Source organism: Pseudothermotoga hypogea DSM 11164 = NBRC 106472 (assembly GCF_000816145.1).
Taxonomy (GTDB): Bacteria; Thermotogota; Thermotogae; order Thermotogales; family DSM-5069; genus Pseudothermotoga_A; species Pseudothermotoga_A hypogea.
In genome coordinates this window covers 751,552-774,438 of record NZ_CP007141.1, presented here as the reverse complement: position 1 = coordinate 774,438, position 22,887 = coordinate 751,552, and the positions used below count along the sequence as shown (strand labels likewise).

General features: G+C 48.8%; 19 protein-coding genes. 6 read left to right on the top strand and 13 right to left on the bottom strand.

Translation table 11 applies throughout. The annotated features are described in order from the left end of the window. The first annotated feature begins 132 nt into the window (after positions 1-132). The 3 genes from AJ81_RS03915 (at position 133) to AJ81_RS03905 (ending at position 2,733) form a co-directional block, all read left to right on the top strand. Positions 133-345 (top strand): hypothetical protein, encoded by a 213-nt coding sequence (locus AJ81_RS03915; protein WP_031505234.1) that lies wholly within the window; start codon positions 133-135, stop codon positions 343-345. A 5-nt stretch (positions 346-350) separates the two neighbouring features. Continuing rightward, the gene (locus AJ81_RS03910; RefSeq protein ID WP_051368869.1) at positions 351-659 is read left to right on the top strand and encodes a hypothetical protein; all 309 of its coding nucleotides are present in this window, start codon (positions 351-353) and stop codon (positions 657-659) included. 436 nt (positions 660-1,095) lie between these two features. Next, positions 1,096-2,733, top strand: a complete 1,638-nt coding sequence (locus tag AJ81_RS03905) for a hypothetical protein (protein WP_031505236.1) — start codon at positions 1,096-1,098, stop codon at positions 2,731-2,733. Positions 2,734-2,811: 78 nt separating this feature from the next. Here AJ81_RS03905 and AJ81_RS03900 read toward each other — a convergent pair whose 3' ends face one another. From AJ81_RS03900 to AJ81_RS03885, 4 genes are all read right to left on the bottom strand, one after another. Next, on the bottom strand, positions 2,812-3,510 hold the full coding sequence (locus AJ81_RS03900) for an ABC transporter ATP-binding protein (protein ID WP_031505237.1): 699 nt from the start codon (positions 3,508-3,510) through the stop codon (positions 2,812-2,814). 15 nt (positions 3,511-3,525) lie between these two features. Further along, positions 3,526-6,087: an FtsX-like permease family protein gene (locus AJ81_RS03895; protein ID WP_144316878.1), complete on the bottom strand. Its 2,562-nt coding sequence runs from the start codon at positions 6,085-6,087 to the stop codon at positions 3,526-3,528. Between the two features lie 425 nt (positions 6,088-6,512). Beyond that, positions 6,513-7,976, bottom strand: coding sequence for a M16 family metallopeptidase (locus AJ81_RS03890; protein ID WP_031505239.1), 1,464 nt, complete (start codon positions 7,974-7,976; stop codon positions 6,513-6,515). 20 nt (positions 7,977-7,996) lie between these two features. Continuing rightward, on the bottom strand, positions 7,997-9,304 hold the full coding sequence (locus AJ81_RS03885; protein WP_081708897.1) for a M16 family metallopeptidase: 1,308 nt from the start codon (positions 9,302-9,304) through the stop codon (positions 7,997-7,999). Between the two features lie 67 nt (positions 9,305-9,371). On the opposite strand from AJ81_RS03885, the gene AJ81_RS10995 reads away from it, so the two are divergent. Further along, positions 9,372-10,925 carry a diguanylate cyclase gene (locus tag AJ81_RS10995; RefSeq protein WP_038059875.1) on the top strand — a complete coding sequence of 518 codons (1,554 nt, stop codon included), beginning with the start codon at positions 9,372-9,374 and terminating at the stop codon, positions 10,923-10,925. 115 nt (positions 10,926-11,040) lie between these two features. On the opposite strand, the gene AJ81_RS03875 is transcribed toward AJ81_RS10995, so the two are convergent. Continuing rightward, a complete protein-coding gene (locus AJ81_RS03875) occupies positions 11,041-11,313 on the bottom strand; it encodes an HD-GYP domain-containing protein (protein WP_081708895.1) in 273 nt (90 codons plus the stop codon). Beyond that, positions 11,282-11,428 (bottom strand): HD domain-containing phosphohydrolase, encoded by a 147-nt coding sequence (locus AJ81_RS10940; RefSeq protein ID WP_157724355.1) that lies wholly within the window; start codon positions 11,426-11,428, stop codon positions 11,282-11,284. The genes AJ81_RS03875 and AJ81_RS10940 overlap by 32 nt, the downstream gene beginning before the upstream one ends. A gap of 479 nt (positions 11,429-11,907) precedes the next feature. Here AJ81_RS10940 and AJ81_RS03865 point away from each other — a divergent pair, with 479 nt between their 5' ends. Both AJ81_RS03865 and AJ81_RS03860 read left to right on the top strand, forming a co-directional pair. Then, positions 11,908-12,609, top strand: coding sequence for a hypothetical protein (locus AJ81_RS03865; protein WP_031505242.1), 702 nt, complete (start codon positions 11,908-11,910; stop codon positions 12,607-12,609). 341 nt (positions 12,610-12,950) lie between these two features. Further along, positions 12,951-14,267: an MFS transporter gene (locus AJ81_RS03860; protein WP_051368861.1), complete on the top strand. Its 1,317-nt coding sequence runs from the start codon at positions 12,951-12,953 to the stop codon at positions 14,265-14,267. Between the two features lie 276 nt (positions 14,268-14,543). On the opposite strand, the gene AJ81_RS03855 is transcribed toward AJ81_RS03860, so the two are convergent. From AJ81_RS03855 to AJ81_RS03825, 7 genes are all read right to left on the bottom strand, one after another. Next, on the bottom strand, positions 14,544-15,164 hold the full coding sequence (locus AJ81_RS03855) for a WD40 repeat domain-containing protein (RefSeq protein WP_031505244.1): 621 nt from the start codon (positions 15,162-15,164) through the stop codon (positions 14,544-14,546). 50 nt (positions 15,165-15,214) lie between these two features. Then, positions 15,215-15,685, bottom strand: a complete 471-nt coding sequence (locus tag AJ81_RS03850; RefSeq protein ID WP_031505245.1) for a pyridoxamine 5'-phosphate oxidase family protein — start codon at positions 15,683-15,685, stop codon at positions 15,215-15,217. An 82-nt stretch (positions 15,686-15,767) separates the two neighbouring features. Continuing rightward, positions 15,768-17,651: a carboxypeptidase-like regulatory domain-containing protein gene (locus AJ81_RS03845; protein WP_031505246.1), complete on the bottom strand. Its 1,884-nt coding sequence runs from the start codon at positions 17,649-17,651 to the stop codon at positions 15,768-15,770. Positions 17,652-17,836: 185 nt separating this feature from the next. Then, on the bottom strand, positions 17,837-19,324 hold the full coding sequence (locus tag AJ81_RS03840; RefSeq protein ID WP_031505247.1) for a GLUG motif-containing protein: 1,488 nt from the start codon (positions 19,322-19,324) through the stop codon (positions 17,837-17,839). A 244-nt stretch (positions 19,325-19,568) separates the two neighbouring features. Further along, entirely contained in the window at positions 19,569-21,386 is a 1,818-nt protein-coding gene (locus AJ81_RS03835) for a WD40 repeat domain-containing protein (RefSeq protein WP_051368859.1), read from the bottom strand. Positions 21,387-21,404: 18 nt separating this feature from the next. Further along, on the bottom strand, positions 21,405-21,959 hold the full coding sequence (locus AJ81_RS03830) for a hypothetical protein (protein ID WP_144316877.1): 555 nt from the start codon (positions 21,957-21,959) through the stop codon (positions 21,405-21,407). Between the two features lie 5 nt (positions 21,960-21,964). After that, positions 21,965-22,885: a hypothetical protein gene (locus AJ81_RS03825; protein ID WP_031505250.1), complete on the bottom strand. Its 921-nt coding sequence runs from the start codon at positions 22,883-22,885 to the stop codon at positions 21,965-21,967. Between the last annotated feature and the right edge of the window lie 2 nt (positions 22,886-22,887).

Here is a 22,887-nt window from a genome sequence, read left to right as displayed (position 1 = left end):
CAGCAACGCCTGGGCGGTCCGTGTGCACACGGGAAGGTGTACTTTGGGATAGGTCTACCTCGTCGGAGAAATCTTGCAGAAGTTTCCTCCTTTGGAGTTATAATCAGTCAACTCTTCCAAGGGGGATGTCAGGTGAAAGGTGTACTGGTATTTGTTGCCGTGGTAGCGGTTCTGCTCTTTGCCAGCTGTGGTGGAATTTTTCCCACTGGTCCGAAACCAGAAGATCTCGCAAAAGCCTTGGCGGACAAGATCATGGAGTTGGTTGAGTCGGGTGGAGTCCAACTTACGAGGAACTACGCGAGCTCATCTATGTACCAGACGAAGATGCTTCGAACGAGGATGTAGAGGATTTGGCTTTCGAAGCAACCGAGTTTGTCGTCTTCACGTTGTGTACACCATCTATACCGACATCGATCAGCGTGGCTGGTGTGAGTAAGATCGAAACGAAGCTGATACCTTGGTTCAGCGATGGAAAACCAACTTTCGTCGAGAACGTCTATTCAGTCACATACGTGTGCACAAGAAGCGCTTCGACAACGGTGGTCAACCTTCCGATGATAATCGTGCAAGACAAGGGGTATTACTTCGCAACTTGGATCCAGGAAACGGGTGGAGCGACTGAGCTAAAGTATTATCCTACATTTGTACCATTCCTGTAGTGAGAAAAACAGTTCAGAAGTGATGTTCGAAGAAAGCGGTCCCGTGTGGGACCGCTTTTTGTTTGCATGTCTCTTCTTTTTGACACTCCCAATCCCCTGAAGGGGATGGGATTCTTAGCAGCTCTTTAGGCTGCCTTCCACGGAGCATTTGATACTCCATGGCCACATAGGTGTGGTTTAAACCTTACACCTCTGACGGGTGCCAATCCCGCTACTACTTGGGACTTCTTCCCAAGATACCTATGCCGAATGGCATAGTTCCCACGCTATGATGATAACACAAGTGCTAATAATCAAGCCTCTTACCCATCCCCCTGAAGAAGAAAGGCTTGCGAGGCAGTATTTTCTGTCAACCTCGGTGTGTTGAAGAAACCTTCTAACGATTTTCTAATTAGTTCGTGCAATAATCGGTCATCCCACAAAAGGAGGGGTCGCGGTGACCCGAAGGATCGTATTCGTACTGATCTTGGTTTTTTCGATCGTCGTCGGTGCAGTTGAGTACAGAAGGACGATCGAAGAGAGAATCGAGATCCAACAGGATGGTTCCGCTTTGATAACACGAAAAGAGTACTTGCCGGCGTCCGAACTTTCGAAGATCTACGTCACACACTACCGTGAGATGAGTGCGCCAAGCAGCTTGGCGGCGAGGATCTCGGAGCTTCAGCAAGAATACATCAACGAGATCGCCAAAGGTTATTACTTTCTGTACAACACCGCTCCCACGCTCGTCCAAAATGGTATGAGCGTCACCATCGACGGTGCGGGCAACTACACCTGTGTTCTTCAGCTGAGGGCGAACGGCTTCGTCACGGCCAAGGGTGGAAACTTCGCGATCTCGAGAAAGATGTTTGGGGATGAAACGTTGGCGGAAAAACTCATACCGAAGTACTTCGAGTACGAGATAGACGCCAGAATCTTCGAATCGATCTTTCTGAAATCAGGGCGCGACACGATCGTCACAGAAAAAACAACGGTCGTGGTCTTACCCGCTGGTTCGCAGATACAACAAATAAATCCCATCTTTGAAAGTGCTTTCACTGGTAGTTGGTCTGTGGACTTTGGAGGGGGGACTTCTTACAAAGCAACTTTCGAAAAACGTCCAGATGGTTTCGTTCTCAAAGAAACCATCGTGAGCAGTGGGGCAAATCCGTCGAACCTCGCGGATGAAAAACGGAGCGAGATCGTCCTCGAAAAGCTTAGAGATTACACCGCTTTCCAAGTCGTTTTTTCGACCAACAAGATTTCTGCGCTCACCAAACCCACACCGCACCCTGTGAAGGATGACTTTTCCAAAAGCTGGAACTACGATGTGTGGAACCAGAGGGAGTTCTCAACCACCTTCACTGAGCAAAATTCGTCCATCACCACGAAGATCGTCGTGACGTTGAGCATGAATACCAAGATCCTCTGGGAACATCACTGGGTCAAGACTGGCAAGTTCAAATGGAGCTACAAGCTCAAAAGGTTCGAAACGACGCTGACTTTTTCTCCATCCTTCACACCTTCGTTGCAAGTGCGCGCCAACGGGAACGTCGACAAGAGCTGGTCTAAAGAACTCTTCTCAGTGGGTCAAACCAAGACCTTCACGGTCTCTGGGATCCCAGTCGTGATAGTCTTTCAAGCCAGGTTGAACGCGCAGACGAACACGAAGATGAACGGAAGGATGAACATAGACGCATCCACGACTTTCGGTGCGACAGCCGCGGTCACAGTGAAATACCAAAACGGTTGGAGCTTCACACCCACCTACAGCGTGAACTACTCGAACATAAACTTCGACGCCAACGCGAAGCTGAACAGTGAGAACAAGGGTGAGCTTCCCATCACATTCAGTGCCTACCTCTACGATGTCGCTGGGCCATTCTTGAGGTTGACGCCGTGGATAAAGTCAGAGACCAACGCTTCAATGGGCGGGGCGAACCAGGTGGGTTACACGATCAGCGGCGGCGTGAAAGCTTCAGGTGGTGTGGAGATGGCGGGTTGGTTGAAAACGCTCTGCGGAAACGTGCCTTCTGTCAGCTACACCTTCTGGGAATGGAGCAGGACGCTGGCGAGTGGCACGAAGACGTTTTGAAAAAACAGGGCCGGGGTCGTCCCGGCTCTTTTGTTTACATAGAGAGGCTCTTACGATCATCAGATCGAAGATCAACGTTCAACTTTCATTGTTCAAATTCTCTTTTTCACGCACCTCTGTTATCCGGCCGTCCCTCATGAACAGGATTCTATCGGCTCTCTGGGCGATGCGTTCATCGTGTGTCACAACGACGAGTGTGGTGCCAAGTTCTTTCTTCATCGACTCCAGAAGTTCTATCACGTTCATGCCAGTTTCGGAATCCAGATTACCCGTAGGCTCATCCGCCCAGACGACCTTAGGGTTGTGCACCAAAGCTCTGGCTATGGCGACTCGTTGCTGTTCTCCACCGGAAAGCTGCGATGGAAACCTGTCGATCTTGTCGCGTAAGCCAACCCTTTCGAGCATAGCCACCACGCGCTGTTTTGCCTCACCGTGGTTGATTCCCAGAATCTTGAGTGGCAACAGGACGTTCTCCAGTGCGGTGAGCACGGGTATGAGGTTGAAGAACTGAAAGACAAAACCCATGTGACGGGCACGGAACTGCGTCTTTTGCTCTTCGCTGAGGGTGTGAAACGGCAAATCGTCGAAGTAGATCTCTCCATTCGTTGGTGAGTCTATTCCAGATAGACAATTCAAAAGCGTGGTTTTTCCAGATCCAGACGGTCCGAAGATGGCGACGAACTCACCGTCCTTTATGGTGACGTTTATTCCTTTCAGCGCTTCCACCTTTCTTTCTCCTTTTCCATAGATCTTCCAGAGCTCTTTAACAACTATCATAGTCTTGTCCTCCCGTTAATCCTGGGTTCTCAAAGATTCAGCTGGGTTTGCTTTATTGAGGATTACTGGTAGAGCGATCGTAACAGTCACGATCACATAGAGTCCTGCCATGAAACTGAGTACATTCCAACCAGGGAAAACGAACTGTCCAGATCCGATCATTGAAAATATCTGGTCCATCACGTCCTTCGAGAACAAAACTGCGGCGAACACGCCTACGAGAATCCCGAGTGACGCCATGGCAACGTTCTCTACGATGAACGCAAGCCCGACACTCTTGTTCGTCATTCCAATGGCTTTCAGGACTGCGGTCAGTCTCCTTCTCACCACGATACTCCTCATCGTGTGGAAAACGACACCGCAGAGTCCACTCAACAGTCCGAAGTAAAGCAAGATCAATCCCGTCTTTATAAGAAAATCGATACCGGAAAACATACGATTCAACTCTTCGGCTATGTGCATGGGAAAGTCGAACCTTTCGCTGTAGAAGTCCTTGACCTTCGATACGTTTTGTTCATCGACCTTGGCGAGCAGAACGGGTACCAACTTCACGTTCTTGGGCATGCTGTTGATCGATGCGACGTATTTGATCGGCACCAGGATCTGCCTGAGATCGAATTTGCCTATGATTTGGAAAGTCAAGTTTTCCGATCCACCAAGGCCAAAAAGTGGACGAATTCTACCGTTGATCTGCTCTGGGACGGATTCGTCCCCGAGTACGCCCACCGCGATTGTTCCAGTCTCGAGCAGGATCTTCCTCCATTCGTTGTTCTTTATACTCTTCACCAGCGCATCCCTCAGGAAGTTCTCATCCACGAACGCTATCGGATCGTTGTTCAGCTGCGCCACGTATACTCTCGCATATTTCTCGATCCCTTCCGCTATCTCAAGTTCAGTCCTTGTGAAGATCAGCTTCAAGGGATTCTGCACAACCATGAAGTTGTAACCGAAGATGCCCGTTTCGAGTTGCTCGCTGACGAACATTCGCAGATTGTAGGGAATCACCAAGGTCAATATCACCACGAAAACGATCAGGCTGAACATCAGTGCGATGATGAAGCTGTTTCTCTTGTTCCTCTGTACGTAAGAAAGTGCCACGAACGTTGAGACGGAACCTTCGAAGGCCGATCTTGAAAAAAGCTTCCTCAACAGCGTAAGGAGCGAGAAAAAAAGAAGCCAGCTCGCCAAAAAGAAAGCTCCACCCCTTTGAAGAACGTCCCAACTTGTTAGGTCGGCTGGCCGGAACCAAATCACGTAGGCGAAAAGCCCTGTTGCGAGAAAGATTCCAAGATAAGAAGAAGGAAAAGCTATGAGAACACCTATAACGGCCAATAAGATCAATGCGATGGAAAATCTCGGATATAAGAACATCAAAAGAATCGCAAGCATGGTTGTGGCTAACCCAACATATCTTATGCTGGATTTCTTTAAAGAGAACTGACCCTCTTCCTCAAAGCGGAGCAAGCGAACGGCTGGACCCGAGACGATCTTTCTGGCCTTCAGAACGAATATCATCAGAGGCATCGCTAATCCGCCGAGAACACCCGTCAAGATCGACAAGAACGACACTCGTAGCTCCAGCTTCGACAGCCAGAGCGTACCACTCATCATAGCGCTTGAAAAATTCTTCAACCTCTCGAGCAGAAATTGAGCCAACAACATCCCAACGCTCGCACCGAACAAGCCAGAGACCAAAAAGTAAGCGAATCCCTCCAAGATCAAGAGGAGAAGGACGTGGGAAGATTTAAAACCGAGGATTCTCAACGTGACGAGCGTCGTGTTGCGTTCATCCAAAAAGCTTTGCACGAAGAGATAGACCAAGATCAGAGAGGCCAGTATCGAAAAACCACCGAAGGCGATCGTCAGATAGCCGAGAGCCTTGTTGACAGGCGAATTCAGAAGCCTCGATTTCATGGCGACAGCGGAGACTCTAACCTGCTGTCTCAAATTGTTGACGAAAGCTTCGTGCTCTTCAATCTTTCCGCCTATGTGAAGGTACACGCGCGTTGGAAAACCCACGACTCCAGTCAATTCGTCTACGTTCATGAAAATGACGCCGGGCAGCTGAAGGTGATCTCCTTTGAAGTTGAGGAAACCTTCCTCACCTATCTGAACCACTTTGAACTCACTGGCTTGACCCGTCATGTTGATTGAAACGATGTCATTTTGTTTGATATTCAAAGCTTCCGCGAGATCCCTTGAAACTATCACGCTCCATGGAGGAATGTTGATCTCTTTTCCCACGAAATTACTGAGATCTTCAGATCTCACACCCATTGCGAGACAGTCGATCGTTTTGTCGTTGTGTTTCAGCCGGACGAGCGATTCTGAAACTGGGAGGATCGCCAAGACATCTTGTCCCGCTTTGATCGCATCTACCGTCTGTTGATCGAGCGTCAACCTCACGAAGATGTTGTTCCTCGGATTTTCCACGTACACATCTGCGGGTCCGAAGTTTTCCTTCAAGCTCCTATTCACCCAGTTCGCGACGGTGTCGTTCAGCGATAAACCACCCACCAACAACATCGCGGGAATGCTCATACCGACTATCAGCACAAAAGTCGATTTGAAACGCATCAAGAAATTTCTCAACGCTATTTTGACGATGGCCTTGAAGATTCAAATCACCTCGGTCTTCGTGTAAGATTTTACTCCTGAGCCCCAGTGCGACGATCAAGTCTTTGAATGATTCCCAGCCGAGGCCGTTTTTGGTTCAACGGCGACTCAAGAAAGTCGAAACGAACCTATGAGAGGAAACGGATGGTGCGCCGACAGTACAGCTCTACACCGAGAGTTTATAGCCCACCATCTCAAGCATTCAGCACTCTGAGGACGAGCCGAACTGAACAAAAGGCGGTTCCTTACGGAACCGCCCTCTGGTTCATTTCTGTGGGTCACTGGGTTACCTTGGTTCACCTTCGTTCGGTATGGTGGTGAAGATCGGCACGGAATTTCTGAACATCAGCTGATCGTGAGGAAGAATCGGTGTTTTGTTCGACATTTCACTTACCGAACTCAATCACTTCGTAATTTGTGTATCCATTCGCTTCCAGATTCTGGACGATTTTATCCTTTTGTCCAACCAAAACGACAACGAATTTCTCGGGATACGAATATTTGGAAAAGACCTCGTTTGCTGTTTTCGCATCCAGTGCGTTGTAGGCTTGAATGAACTCGTTGACGTAGTTTGGGCTTCTACCTCTGATCTCTGCGTTCAGCACGACGCTGTCCAAGATGGATATGGTGTCCTTGTAGGCGTCTGGGAACTGTGCGTTGTAGAGATTTATGACTTCGAACAGCTCGTCCTCACCGATCGCTTTTTCTCCACTCTTGATGGCCTTCATCTCTTCGATGATCGAGCGTATGGTGTCAGCGACCGCGTCGTATTTGACGGAAGTTGTAACGTAATATTCGCCACCAAGCTCGTAGAGTTGCATCGAAGAGCTCACACCGTACACGTAGCCTTTCTCTGTTCTGAGGGATTTCATCAACCTGCAGTTGAACATGCCGCTGCCGTAGACCCTGTTCGCCATCAAGAACGCGATTCTCTCTGGGAATCTGTGGTCGAAGAACTCGTATCCCATCATGAGATATGCCTGTGTGGAGGTCGGTCTGTCGAGGACAAAAACTTTGCCATATGGTGGAGTGTGCTCGATCTTCGGTAGCTCAAACCTTTCGGACTCGGGTGATTTCCAATCGCCAAAGTATTTCAACAGCAGGTTCTTGAGCTCTTCTATTTCGAAATCACCAGCGATCGCCAGAACGATTCTGTCAGGAACGATGACTTTGCTGTAGAACTCCTCCACGATGTCTGGCGTCAACGTCGGCATGACTTTCGATAACAACGCGTAGTTCGTTGAGAACGAGTAGGGATGGTTCTCGCCGTAGATTGCTGTGTAGAAATATCTCCTCGCCATTGGTTGCTCTTGAGTTTTCGCCTGAGCGAAGCTCTGCATGTATTCTTGTTGTTTTCTGGCGAAGTTGTCCGCTCTGAATTCTGGATTTCTCAGCTCGTCCGAAAGCAGTTCAAACAAGGCTTCCACATCGTCTGATAGAGCAGAGGCACTAATCTGGTAGTAATCTGGCTGAGCGAAGAAAGAGATCGAAACTCCTTTCAGCTCCTTCTCCTCGGCGAGGGTGAACTCGTCGCGGTTCTTGGTCGCTGAGTTCATCAGATCGAGCATGAAGGCGGATATTCCAGCGATCTCAGGTGTTTCATTCAAAATGCCGTACCTTACGTACCCTTTTATTTCCACGATTGGCAGACGCTTATCCTGGGCTATGTAACACACCATCCCGTTCGGTAGAACGAATCTCTCGTACGCGGGGATAGGTATCGTGGGTATCTTGTTCTTCGCACCCGCCAATTGTTTGAACAGCTCAGGTGTGAATTTGGATGCGTAAACTAAGACAGACAGAACGACGAGTAGGATAACAAAAACTTTTCTCAGAACGTCTCTTTTCATCTCGCTTCACCCCCCTCGTCTCAGTTCTTGGGAACGATGTAACCGACGTATCGATCCTTGCAGAGGAAGTACTGTCTCGCGACGCGTTGGATGTCTTCACTGGTGAGCCTGGATATGGTCTCGATCTGTTTCTTGTAGAGATACGGATCGTCGTATCGCAGAGCGCTGAGAACGATCACGTCGGAGAACTCCCGTATGTCCTTCAAGCCAAAGATGATCTCTTTAAGGCGGGCTTTCTTCACTTTTTCGAGTTCCTCTTCGGAAACTCCTTCTTCTGCAATCTTTCTTAGTTCTTCGTCCATCGCCGCTTTTATCTGGTCCAGATCATCCTCCTTGTAGCCGAAGGCGTAGACCAAGGCGTAGCCTGGTATCCTCAGTGCGGTGGTGAAGCCTCCACAGCCCAGGATCATACCCCTCTTGTAGTAGAGTTCATTAACCACCCTTGAGCTTTCACTGTTCAGCCAGATGTCGAGTAGGGCTTCGATCGCAGGTAAATCCTCGTGGTCACCACGTGGGATTTGGTACAGTTGCAACATCAGCGCGTACCTCGTGATCCTCGGGAGTCTGAGAACCTTCTCTCCCTCGAACTTCGTCCTTGCATAGATTGGTCGTTTGATCTCCATGGGCTCGTAGTCACCGAAGTATTTCTCAACGAGCGCTATGGCTTCCTGAGGATCCACATCCCCGGATATGGCAACGATCGCGTTGTTCGGAGCGTAGAACATCTCGTAGAAACTTCGTATGTAATCGTGCGTCATGTTGTTGAGATCTTCCATCCATCCGATGACGAAATGTCCAAGCGGTGTCCCGGCGAAAGCGGCGCTTTGAAGCTCTTCCCAGCCAGATTGGATGTAGTTGTTCTCGATTCGCTGTCTTCGTTCTTGTTTGACGACCTCCAGTTCTCTGTAGAAGTCAATTGGGTCGATCTTCAAATTCCTCATCCTGTCCGCTTCTATTGCTAATGCGAGCTCGAGCTTTGCAGAGGGCACGATTTCGTAATAGACGGTGTAATCGTAGTAAGTTCCTGCGTTGAGTTGACCTCCGACCGAGGTGATGAGCTCGTCGATCTCGCCTTTTTCAAGAGCTTCCGTACCGTTGAACATCTCGTGTTCCAAAAGGTGAGCTGACCCCGTTCGTCCCTCTTCTTCGTCGATCGATCCAACTTTGTACCAAACCTGAACTTTTACCAGTGGAACGGTGTGATCTTCGAAGACGTAGATCTGCAACCCATTTGGAAGCCGGTGGTAGACGTACTGAACTGTGGGCACTTCGATGGCCAAGAGTGTCAGCGTGAGGAGAACAAACACGGTCAAGAGCAACCTCTTCAAAGTGACCACCTCCCACGTTGAATTCAATTCCATTATAATAGAGAAATAGATATGAAACACACAGGGAGTGAAGCAACTGGAGCTTCTAAAATACTACTCAAAGGTGCTGTTTCTCTCAACCTTAGCCTTCTTAGGACTGTTTTTACTCTTCAGATGGGCTCTGAATGCGCATGGTGTTCAGCTACTCTCTTGGCAGGTTCTGAGTGACGAGAATCGTCTTTTTCAAGCTCAGAACGTTACAGCACCTTTCTACAAGCTGTTGCGAAAACCTTCCACTGTGATTCTCACGACTACAGTCGAGAAAACCTCAAAACCGCTCTATCTTTATCTGCCACAAGTGAGCGGATCATTCTGGGCTGTTTATTCAAACGATCATCTGATCGGCTCGATGGGTTTCAGAAACGATAGGACCGGGCATTTTTGGTATAAACCCTTTTTGTTGGAAGTGCCAGCCAATACAGAAAGCATAACGATCGAGTTGAGCGGTATCTACGAACTTGGTTTGGATATAGTGCCACGTCTGATCGAAGAAAAAGAAAGATTTAGATTCAGTGTCCTGAACTTCTTGTGTGATAATTTCTTGAATATCAGCATGGGCTTATGTGTCACTCTTTTTCTGGTGCTTTACCTCGTTTCTCGTAGTATGCCTCAAAACAAACGAAGATCGAACCGACTATTCGCTATATCAACGTTGCTTGCAGCTTTATGGATGCTTGATTTGATCACTCTCTCCTCGATGTACAGCGTCGGTGGGATGCTTCTTTTAAGAAAGATTTTTGTGACCTCGGCTTATTTTGGCTTTGCCTGTCTTTTTACAGCAGTTAGTTTGGGATTCTTCGAGAAATTGTCCCGCATTGATCTTGCAATGATTTTTCTCAACCTTTCGGCTGCGATCGTTCTATGGTTTGCACCAGACAACTACACGTTCAAGCTCACAACATCAAGATTCGGGCTGGTACTGCTCTTAAATGCTTTCCACATTGGCTACAAGATTTTCCATAGTTACTCGAAGATTCTGTTTGGATTTTCGTTCTTCTTCGTTTTGACCGTCGCATTCGACGCGTTCATACTTTTGTTCAACGTGAAATTCAAACTCCTATCAAACTTTGGTGTTGTGTCGCTCTTTTTCGGCTTTTCCTACAATCTGGTCCTCGAATACAGAGAAATGATGGTCCAAGCGACCGTTTCACACATGAGGAGTCTGGTGGATCCATTGACGGGTGCCTACAACAGAGGCATATTGGTTGAAACTGCCTTCAATGAAAAAGATTGCTTCGTCTATCTTGATCTGAATTCTTTCAAGCAGATAAACGACACACATGGACACGAAGTTGGTGACAAGATCTTGGTCTTACTCGTCAACACGATAAGAGCGAAGATAAAACAAAACGACATCGTGGTGCGCATGGGTGGCGACGAGTTCTTGGTGATTGTGAGGGACTGTGATCCTGTGAGTGTGAAGAAATTGTTCGATGAGGCCCTCGTTGAGTTCCAGAACTCACATGAGTTGAAACCCACGTTTTCGTACGGGATCAAGAGATTTGAAGGCTCCTACCAGCAAACTCTGCGTGCCGTTGACACAGAGATGTATAGAATGAAGGCAGAGTTCAAAAGGTCCTGAAAAAATCGCTGACGACGTTCATGTTCAGCATAGTGCAGAACGATTCGTAGAGCTTGTGCCTTTGTGTTTCCATATTGTGTGGATTAGCAGAAAAATTCACGAGCATGATCGATTGTCACAGATGCAATTTGATTTCTCCAGGTTCGATATCTATGAGTTCTTGGTATATCGCGTAGATCTTGTCGATGTTGTCTTTAAAGGCTTTCACCACCGCTGGGTCGAAATGTTTATCACTGTTTTCTTCGACGATCCTGACTGATTCTTCGAAAGGATACGGATTCTTGTAAGGTCTTTTGTTGGTGAGCGCATCGAAAACGTCAGCAACCGCAACTATCCTTCCTTCGATACTGATATCCTCACCTTTTTTCTGGCAGGATACCAGTTCCATCCCAACGTTCGTGGTGGTCCGCAACGATGTTGATCGCCGTCTGCAAAGCCCGCCTATCGACAAGGGTTCTATTGTTTTCCAAAACTCTCACGCCGATCTGAACGTGTGTCTTCATCGTCCCCCATTCCTGTTCGTCCAACTTTCCGGCTTCAACAATATGGGGTCCTGACGATATTCCGCGTTCGCCCTGTAAGTCATCCAACCCGCGAACGAGGTGATGAGAATCGCTGAAGAGACTATCAGAGCGAACTTTTTTCGACTCTCGCGATCGTTTGAGCCAAGAGTTTCTTCTTTTCCGCCCTTCGTATCTGATACCCCCTTCAACAATGAAAAACTCGCACTTCACGAATTGATTCCTACAAAATACCATTCTCGTTGTGACAGTACATAACATTCCTGATGAAACCCTAATAGTTGGACGAAATGATCAGGAATAGTTATGGAAAGCCCTCATTTTATAGTCCTTCAAAGATTGAGTAGGAAGTTAAATAAATTATATTTCTCGACACATCGAACCCAAATTCAACGAAGGGTTCAAAGCTTCACTCGTTGTTGTATAATTATTTCAACATCTTCCAGAGGGGGGTGATCAGTGTGAGGGCGTTGGTGATTTTTTCGCTCATTCTTCTTGCGACGATCTACCTCGCTGCAAACTACGTAATCTACTACGACTGCACACCTGATTACAAGACCAGCGTACTGATATCGAATCTGAGCGATGAGAAGGCGTACTTCAGAGTGACGGTGTACGACTCCAACGGTCAGAGACTGTGGAGGGAAACTTACAACAAACCACCGTACAGTTCGGTCTTCATCGACCTTTCGCAAGTTGTGAATCGTTCCGAAAGTAGCTGGGGGCTGGTGCTGGTTCAGTGCGATCAACTCTTGCACGTGATGGTCTTGTACCGAGAAGAGGAGGGAACTCTGCTCAACAGTAACCACATCATTGAGCCACTCAACTTTTCTAAGGACGCAAAGTATTATTGGTACTCGGCTGGTTATGTGAACGCTGAAGAGTCACAACCAGCTTTGATCTTGGTTAATCCCAACGACAAGACTATCGACGTGGCCGTTTGGATCTACGATGAAGCTGGACAACTTGTCAAGGACCTGGAAGGAGAGATAGAGCCTTTCGCTGCGGCTTACGTCAATTTGATCAAGTACGTACAACAGGGTAGTGGAGTTGTGGACATCCGAAGCACCTTGCCAATTTTGTTGGCCGTTGAGCATTACGACGATGGACTGCTCTGGAACATCAACAACATAGTGGATTGGTACACGACGACGAGTTGGTGAACGCCGACAGATTTTGATCTTGCGTTCGTGAACTCACTTCCATTGGTTTGGAATTGTTCTTTCTGAGCGCGCTCGTCTAAGCGCACGTGTTTTGTTGGAACGTTCTTTGAGCACAGTTGTGCCTCGAGTCGCTCGCGTGATCTGCATGATTATAATCAAATACCTTCCTTTTACGCTCGCACAATTTGCTTGAAAGTGTGTGATTCAAACGGGTTGTTGTGATTTTAAAACTTGTGACTATTCTTGATCGATCCATCTGGACAGAGAGTGTTTGAAAATGATGTGGCTTGGTATAATTTTCATCGAGAGTTCTTGATTGCTCAAAAGAGGGAGGATTCGAGATGAAGGATTTTTTGTACAGTCTCGGTTCTTTCAGCGCTGGCTTACTCTCAAATCCCATCTCAACTTTCGCAATCTTCTACTACGTGGATGTTTTGAAGGCACCCGTGGAAAAGATCAGCCTGGTGATGCTTCTGTATGGTCTGTGGAACGCGGTGAACGATCCTCTGTTCGGTTATCTGTCAGACATCACTAAAACAAGGTGGGGAAGACGTAGACCGTACATTTTCTTTTTCTCTCTTCCACTCGCTTTGAGTTTTGCGTTCTTCTGGGCTCCACCCTTCGACGCTTCCAAGCCCACAGCCTTGGTCCTGTACTACGCTGTGATGATCTTCCTCTTTGACAGTTTCTTCACCATCGTCATACTGAACTGGACTGCTCTCTTTCCAGAGATGTATCCAACGTTGCAGCAAAGGGCAAAGGTATCCGCGCTGAGGCAGATCCTCGGCATTCCGAGTTTGCTCATAGGTGTCGCCGCCACACCGATGATCGTTGCGAGGCTCGGCTGGCAGAAGATGGGTGTGATCTTTGCGATTGTGGGAGGCTCACTGCTGTATCTCTCGCTGCTCGGTGTGAGGGAGAATCCCAAGTTCTACAGCAAGGAGACTCTCAAGCTCTCAGAGGCTATCAAGCACACGTTTCTCAACAAATCTTTCATCACGTATGTTTCCGCTTCGTTTTTGCTCCAGTACACCTACACAGCCCTCCTCGCCGCACTGCCTTTCTACGCGAAGTACGTCCTCAAGCTGAACGAGACACAGACCACGCTCTTGCTCGCTATGATCTTCGTCTTCACCTTCCTGCTCGTACCAGTTTGGCAGAGGTTCACGCCGAAACTCGGCGCGAAGAAAACGATGATGGTCTCGATGATCCTCTGGGCGATCCTGTTGAGTGGCTTTGCGTTCATCAAAACGTTCGTTCAGGGTCTGATCTTGGCCTGCTGTTTGGCGCTGAGTCTCGCGGGAGCCTTCATCATATTGGACATAATGATCGCGGAAATTGCGGACGAAGACGAAGTCAAGACAGGAAGAAGAAGGGAGGGCATGTACTTCGGGGCGAACGCGTTGATTATAAGACTTGGAATATCGTTGAACTCTCTGATCATGGGTTTGGTTCTTTCAAAAAGTGGCTACGATCCGAACTTGCCTGTGGAAGGCCAGCCTGCGAGTGCGATCCTTGGAATCCGTGCTCTGTGTAGTTTCATACCGATTGCCGCCACCTTGTTGGGCATATTCGTACTCAGAAAGTATCCACTGGAAGGTGAATATCTCGAGCAGGTCAAAGAGAGACTGAAACAGATGCACGCTACTGAGACGTGAAAAGAACGACAATTTGGAAAGCGGCGTTGTTTCGCGCCTGTTTGGTAGCGCGCCGAATCAACTTGATAGTCCGTTAGAGCGGGCCATTATTAGTACCGTCCAGGCAGAACCACGCCTTGACACTCCCAATCCCCTGAAGGGGATGGGATTCTTAGCAGCTCTTTAGGCTGCCTTCCATGGAGCATTTGATACTCCATGGCCACAGAGGTGTGGTTTAACCTTACACCTCTGACGGGTGCCAATCCCGCTACTACTTGGAACTTCTTCCCAAGATACCTATGCCGAATGGCATAGTTTCCACGCTATGATGATAACACAAGTGCTAATAAAAATCAAGCCTCTTACCCATCCCCCTGAAGAAGAAAGGCTTGCGAGGCAGTATTTTCTGTCAGGTGTGAAGGCGACGGTGTGAACCCAGTCTTTGTGACCGACCAAGGTTTGCACGAGTTCGCCCGTCTCGAGCTCCCAGATCGAGACTGTCGAGTCGTACGATCCGGCAGCTATGTACTTCCCATCTGGGCTGATGGCTACAGAACGAACCGTGAAGTTGTGCGCCGACCAACTTCGAATCTTCTGTCTCGTCTCGAAGTCCCAGACAATGATCGAACCGTCTCCCAAGCCCGTGACGAAGTACTTTCCGCTCGCTTCTATGGCAAGACCGTAGACGGTCGCACCACAGCGTATCGTCTCACCCACCTGTTGATTGGTCTGTGCGTCTAAGATCTTCACGTTTCCATCTTGAGTGCCGACGAGGATGTACTTCGAATCTGGACTGATCACGAGTGAAACAACAGGTCCAGCTGCAATTGAGAGGACCGGCCTTGTGATGTCCTGAACGAGTGCAAAAGTGCTACAAACAAACACAAGTACCAGAATCAGTACGTTCAACGATCTCATCTTCATTCCCCCTTGGATGAGCTTCGAACGTAGTCTAACACGATCCGTGATCAGCGGTTTGCCTTGCCTTGTACGTGTTCGATCTTTATTCTTATTACAGCGACATCTTTGAAAGAATCTTGAATGATTCTCTCTGCCTCATTTGTGTAGCGTGGACTGTACTTCTGCGCCAACTTTCTGAGAGCCGGTATGACCTGTTCATCGTGTAAGATGTCTGCCCTGCCAAAGACGACGACACTTTCGTACTTGGTTGAGAACTCGTTCTCCATCACTTGAGAACTCCCAACGACGGTGAAACAAACTCTGTCGAAAGACTTTATACTCTCGATCTTGTGACCTTCTTTTGCGGAATGAATGTAGATGAAACCATCTTCGTAGACGTAGTTCACTGGCACACCGTAAGGATAGTTTCCATCGAAGACACATAATACACCGTAGTTAGACTTTGACAAAATCTCGAGTGCTTCATCGTCTTTCAAAGCTCGGTCCTTTCTGCGCAGGGGTTTGAAGTATTTGCCCACATCGATCACCTCGAGATGATTTTTCAAGATTGTACCAAGAAGAACCGCTGGGAAGCTTCACCCAGCGGTCTTGAAACTTGATTCAAATACCGTCTTCCCACCTGAGATAGGGATAACCATCGTTTTTCACAGCGTTGATCGCCCAAACATTTGTGAAATCCCAAGTTGAATAAGTGCTCTGCGTCTTCATCTGGCTGGTGCCCTTGCCTTCGGCCGTTGAGTGGTCTTGGATCGTACTGGTCAGTTGGTTGTCCCAGTAGCAATGAGGAGTTTGAAGCGAAGAAGATGAAAAGTTGTACAGAAAACCATGATCGGTGTTCGAAACGGCGACGTAGTTTTTTGACACGTCTGGAACTTGATCTAATGTGTTCATCCTCAAAAAACCTGCCGATTGTGCTTGAGCACTCGTTGAACCCTTCGCGTAGCAGTTCTTGATCGTGATGTTGTTTCCATCCGTCATGCTCAAAAATCCGGCGACCCTGGCGTTCGAATCTGCGTTGACTTCGAACCTCGCGTAACATTCTTGAATGTTCACTTCACCAGTTGCTGGATTGTAAGCAAAACCACCAAAACCACCTATGTCGGAAAATTCCTCAGAATTGCCCGTGATCGAACCTTGAAAGCCACACTGGTGGAATGTGTTGAGCCCGCTAATCTCTGCGAAGAAGCCACCCGCAGTGAAACCGTAGTGCGGAACTTCTATGTCCGCTTGAACAACGCAGGTTTTGAAAGAAATTCTCTTCACTGCGTCGATAAAACCAACGAAGCCACCTATTCTGACCATATCCATCGTCGAAGTATCCCTCTGCGCGCTCAAAGAAGCCGACACAGCGCAATCTTCGAAGACGTTCACACTGAGATCTTCGTCCTGTTCAGCATAGGCCACGAAACCACCAACGTAGGTTGCTGTAACATCCTCTATGGTACCTTGGAAACGACAATTCTGAAAGACGCTCGTGTCTGAATTTGCCGCAAAGCCTCCGATTCTTGTAGACTTACCGGTTATCGCGCTCGATCGCACGGTGCAGTTTTGAAAGTTCGAAAAACTCGAATCACCTACGAACCCTCCCACGTAGAACGATGGGTTAGCCTGTGGTGAGTTGAGGATGACTTGAACCGAACAGTTCTTGAAGGTCGAAGAGCTGGCAAACCCCACGAGCCCACCCATGTAGGAAGCTTGAGAGACTCTCGAGTTGAGCACGATCACATTATCGATGGTGCTGTCGTCGATCCTTCCAGCCAGAACACCCGCGTCGAAGGCATCTGCATAGTCAACCTGAGCGTTCTCGAAGACCACGTTGGTGATCGTTGCCTCAAAGAGGCGCCCAAAGAAACCAGAGTATCTGTCGCTGGTGTTGTTGCCCGTCAAAACCACCATGTTCTTTATGGAAAATCCCATCCCGTTGTAGCTTCCGTTGAAGGGTTTGTCTGGACCCATCGAATCGACGGGTGTCCAGTTCGCTTCGGTCGGAGTGACCCTTGCTATCAGATCGTTCAAGTCCAGATCTCTCATCTGTTTGTAATGTCTCGGTGTGGATGGATCGACGTAGTGTCTCATGTTGTCCAACTGCCACACGTTCACAATGATCCAAGGATCGTCTTGTGTACCGTACCCGCCACCGAACTCTTCGGTTTCGGAATAGGCTGTGAAGTTGATCGTCGAAGCGTTCGAAACGTTCTTGGTGGTTTGTACAGTGCCCGCGATGACGATGTGATAATCAGTGTTCTGCGCTCTCACCGTGACCGCACCACTCAAATCTGCGATCGTCCAAGTCCCGTTCGCGTCGGTAGTCGCCGTCTTCGTGCCCGCACTGATCGTGACACCTTGCAATGGTGTGTCGTTCCACAGCTTCACGACGCCTTGGATCGTGTAAGTCGAAGGTTCCCCTGGTACAACTGGTGCGGCGCAACTGAACAGCAAAAACAAAACCAGCGATGAAACCAACAGAATCTGCCACTTTCTCATGAACTCTCCTCCTCTCAGGGTGTGGAACTTCTCTATATTGAACCAAGATCGTTAAAAAACGATTAGAAACTTCGATCGAACAGAAATTCACCTGAGAGGAGGAGAGCAAACCTCACGGTCAGGAACTGTTCGGTCCAGTCTTCTCGCCGTTGACTATGCGTTAATTGTTACCAAATCTCGCAATCCTACTGCTCCCATTGCGCATCGGGCGAACCATTTTGAACCCAATCACCAAAAAAACCTAAGGGTGCCGAACTTATAACATTTGTGTTCCCGTCGGGAGTGATATACTTGGCACGGACGAAACTGTTGTCGAGAATGAGTTTTGCATCATTACCGTAGCCATAACCATATCCTATCAATCCGCAAATATAATTAGTCCCCGCTCGGTCGGCCGTTAGGATGAGCCAAGAGCCCGACAAGACTTTGCAGCTTTCGAAGTTGCTGTTATCCGTGTTCGCATAAGCCAAAGCGGCGAAGCCGGCGATGTATGCCTGTGGGGAATTCGATGTTCCAACTTCCACACGACCTTTGAAAGTGCAGTTTGTGAAGTTGTTTGTTCGTGAGAATCCCACGAACCCGCCCGCGTATTGACAATCACTGGCCGACAGCGTTGCTTCCACCACATCGCAATCGACAAACGAAGAATGCGATAAATGAGCAGCGAAGCCACCAACAGTCGAGCGCAAGTCCTGCATGAGCAGCGTATCGAGATCACAGTTCTCAAAGAAAGAGTTTTCTGCAAGTCCCACGAACCCGCCAGCAAGTTGAGAGAACTTACCTTTGATCGTTGTCGTTCTCAAAAGATTTTCCTCGAAAGAAGAAGAATCCTGAGCAGAACCAACGAAACCACCGATTGCACCACCGATGCTGACATCGTACTCGGCTTCGATCGTCAACTCATCGACCCTGCAATTCGTGATGGTAGAATCGTAAGTTGCACCCACGAGACCGCCTATAAAATCAGGATTCGCAACCCTAATGATCACGCGAGAGTTCCGAACAACGACGTTGTCTATCGTGCAGCCTGAGTAAACCGAGCCAGCCAGGATTCCCGTGTTGGTAAAAGTTTTCGTAGCGACGACAGTGGCGTTCTCGAAGATGACGTTCCGAATAGTTGAGTTCTCAATAGCGTGGAAGAAGCCGTTGCTCAGTGAACCATCGTCGACCACGACCATGTTCTTTATTGAAAACTCCGAGCCATTGTACACGCAGATGTATGGTTGATCAGATCTTCCAAGTGGTGTCCAGTTTGGCTGTGGATCTGAAGATATATTTCTGGGTACAACAGCGTCGTTCAAGTCGATATCCCTTATCTGCGTGAAATACAGAGGTGTTGAATCTGAGCTGTCTGGGACATGGTTCGCCATATTCAGCAACTGTTGCACGTTCACTATGATGTATGGATTCTCTTGCGTGCCATTACCACCGCCGAACTCTTCTGTTTCAGAATAATCTGTGAAGTTTATTGTCCTCTCGTTGGACGCTTCGATCTGAGTTTCATAATTCGTCCCATCCACCACGATGTAGTAGTTCTGCAACTGCGCACTCACCACGACGGTTCCACTCAAACCTGAGATGGACCAATGTCCTTGTGAATCACTCGTTGTGCTGACTCCACCCGCGCTGATCGTCACACCTTGAAGTGGTTCACCGTTCCATTTTTTCACCACACCTTGGATCGTGTAACCAGTTGGTTAGCTCGGTTCCTCACCCGGTGGTTGACTGGGTGGCTGAGTTGGTGGCTGTGTAGGCGGCTGAGTGGGCGGAGGACTCGGTGGATTCTGCGGCGCAGGTTTGAAACATCCAAAGAGAAGCAGAACCACACAAACCATCACCAGATGAACCATCACCCTTTTCATGATAAACCTCCTCTCTCGCCATGAAGGCAGAGTTTTGAAACCAAAAAGACTTCGCTCACTTCACTTTCCATACCTTGACTGTCCTGTCGAAGGAAGCGGAGAAGAGCAGCGTTCCATCTGGGCTGAAACAGACAGAATTGACTGCTTCCCCGTGCCCCACAAGCAAGCTGATCTCTTTGCCCGAGCTGACGTCCCAAAGTCTGATGGTTCCATCGAGCGAGCCAGCCGCCAAGGTCTTCCCATCAGGGCTGAAACAGACTGACGTGACGCTCGATGCATGTCCCACGAGTGTTGCGATCATCTTGCCAGTCGCTGTCTCCCAAATCTTGATCGTTTTGTCGTGCGAACCAGAGGCGAAGGTTTTCCCGTCTGGGCTGAAGGCGACCGTCGTGACGGAACGGTCATGAGCCGGGATGCTGTGGATCAACTTACCGGTTTCTACGTTCCAGACGTTGACAACGTACGAATCATTGGAACCGGCTACGAGCAACTTGCTGTCCGGTGAGAAAGATAGGCATACGAACGTTTCGAAGCCTCCTTTCAAAGTTCTAAGTAGCTGACCTGTTGATGTACTCCAAAGTTCAATGTCGATCAAATTCCCCGGAGAGGCGATCAGTTCGCCGTTGGGACTCATGACAGCGTAGAAGTGTTCCTGTTCAGATTTGAGTTCGCGGACGAGTCTAGCTGAGTTCACCTCCCAAACTCTCACCGTTCCATCGTCCGACGCGGAAACGAGCAACTTGCCGTCTGGGCTGAACGAGATCGTGTTCAAGGTGCTGGTGTGACCTTCGATGGTACGGATCAACTGGTTTGTCTCAATGTTCCAAAGTCTTATTTTGTAGTCATCGGAACCGGACGCGATCGTCTTGCCATCTGGACTGGCCGCAACGACGCGAACTGGGGCGTTGCTACCGTAATGCATTTCTCGCGAGAGTTCCCAGTTTCCCACCTTCCAGACCCTGATAGATCCATCTTCACTGCCTGACGCAATGAGCTTGCCGTCGGGACTGAAGGTGACCGAGTAGGCGTAACTGACACCGCCGGTGAGTTGTACGATCTGTTTGCCACTCGCAACATCCCACACATTTACCGTTCCGTCCTCACGACTGCATGCCAAAACCTTACCGTCTGGGCTGAAAGAGATGGCGAAGATCATTTGGCTACCGGATTCAAGCGTTTTTTCTAACTTACCCGTTTTCATGTTCCAGAGTCTGACTGTACCATCGTCGGAGCATGAGGCAATGAGCTTGTCGTCTTTACTGATCGCAACGTGGTACACGGCTCCTTCGTGTCCTGTGATGGTTCGAACCAAACTACCCTTTGAAGCGTTCCATACCTTGATCGTTTTGTCGCCCGAACTGGACACGAGGAACTTACCATCATGACTGAAGACAACGTGGGAAACACCCTCTGTGTGTCCGGTCAACGTACGGATTTCATTGCCGTTGCTCACGTTCCAAAGCTTTATCGTTTCGTCCGCGGATGCTGAAACAAGGACCTTGCCGTCGGGGCTGAAAGCTACAGAGAAGATCTCGTCTTTGTGGCCTTTGAGGGTGAGTATCTCCTTACCCGTTGCCACGTCCCAGAGTTTTATGGATCTGTCCCAAGAACCACTGGCAAGTTTTTTTCCGTCTGGACTGAAGGATACGCTGAAAACTGGAAGTTTGTGCCCCTCGAAGGTGCGGATCACCTGCCAGGTGTTGGTGTCGATCAGATGAACGGCGATGCTGCCGGCGGCCATGTACTTGCCATCTGGGGAGAAGGCTATCGATGTGACCGGACCCATACCGAGCGTTTTGATGGAACTTTGAGTGAAGCCAAGGACCACGAGTGCGATGACCAAAAGGATCGTGAGTTCTTTCAGCCACCTCATAACGATCACCTCGCAAGTTCAGGTTTTGAAGAAGTTCGTCAAAAACACGTACAACAGTTTTATTCCACCCTCCGCATACAGGGGCAACCTCGCAGCGAAGGCGGAATAGTAGATCCATAGTACAGCAAAGATTGAGCTCACGACGAAAGCTACGATCGTGTTCGCGACCTTCGGTTTTTCTCTGAGCGAGTTCACGCTGTTCGCCGCAGCGAACGCACAGACCACCAAGGCGCTCGAAAACAAAGGAGTGACCAAGGACCAGCCGAGGAAGAACCGTGCGACGAAGGAGACGACGGCGAAGGGGAAAAAGTAGACCAACCCATTCTGCGCGGCCCTCTTGACGGCTTTCTTGTCGTACTTCTGTTTCAGGTCTCGGTTGAAAAGTTTTATGAACCCGACGAGGAAGAGCTGATAAAACCCGCCGAAGAACAGGCCCATCGAGAAACTCAAGAGCGCGTTCAGTGGATCGATCTCTCTGGCGGGTTTTGAGAACGCGACCAAACCAAAGATCGCGAACGACAATGTCTTGATAAGCCCCTTCGAGCGGCTGAACTTCAGAACGTTCTCTCTCAAAGCGATCACCTGCCTTGTGTTGAGCCTTGCTCTATCTCTGGACAGGCCATGGCCAACTCTATCTCCTGAATCTGGTCCCTCGCCGCCACGCTCTCGACGAGAATCTCGTCTTTCAAGAATTGCAACCTGAGAACGTCGTGGACCGAGAAGTTGAAGAACAAAACGCTCAGAACCGAAAGCACGTCCTGCTTCAGAGCGAGGATCTCGAGAAGAGTTATCGAGCGAACGAAAAGCGAGTTTCGAGCCAAGAGCATTGGAACGAGTGTGAACTTCGTTGATCCTTCTTTTTCGATCAGACCTCTCTTTCTCAGTTCCGAAAGCGGTTCGTTCAGATCGAAAAGCGTTAGTTGTTTGTAGTTCGCCTTCAACATGGCCACGAGATCGGTGCTCGAAGGTTTCTCCAACTGCTGAGCGATCTGTTCCAAAGTGAAGCTCTCGGTGGTGGAAGTTTCGTTCAAATACGCGCGCAGTGTGTCTTTCCTGTAGAGATCGACGATGGCGAAGAAGGTGAACAACTCGTTCTTCGAAAACTTCTGAGAAAAATCGACCGTTTTCAAATTCGAGCCACCGAAAAGGTCGATCATCTGGTGGACGACTCTCTTCAGATCATCCGGAACGCTGAGCAAGATATCTCTGTTCTCGTTCTCGACCAAGACGAGCTTGTCTTTCTTGCGGTAGCTGTACTTTTCGACGAACAGATAGCCACTCTGAACGACCAGTCGGCACACTCTTTCAGGCTGAGCTACGATCGCAAGAAACTCTTCGATCCCCGGAGCGAACTTGTCGTTCTCTAAGAAGCCTTTCTTGGTCAGAGTTTCCTGCTCGTTTCCCTTCAAAGGTGCGTTCACGTTCGAAAGCAGTCCTATCGCGTTCTTGTGAGGAAAGATCTTGGAAAGATAACTGATTTCTTCGAGCGTCAGTTTCATGG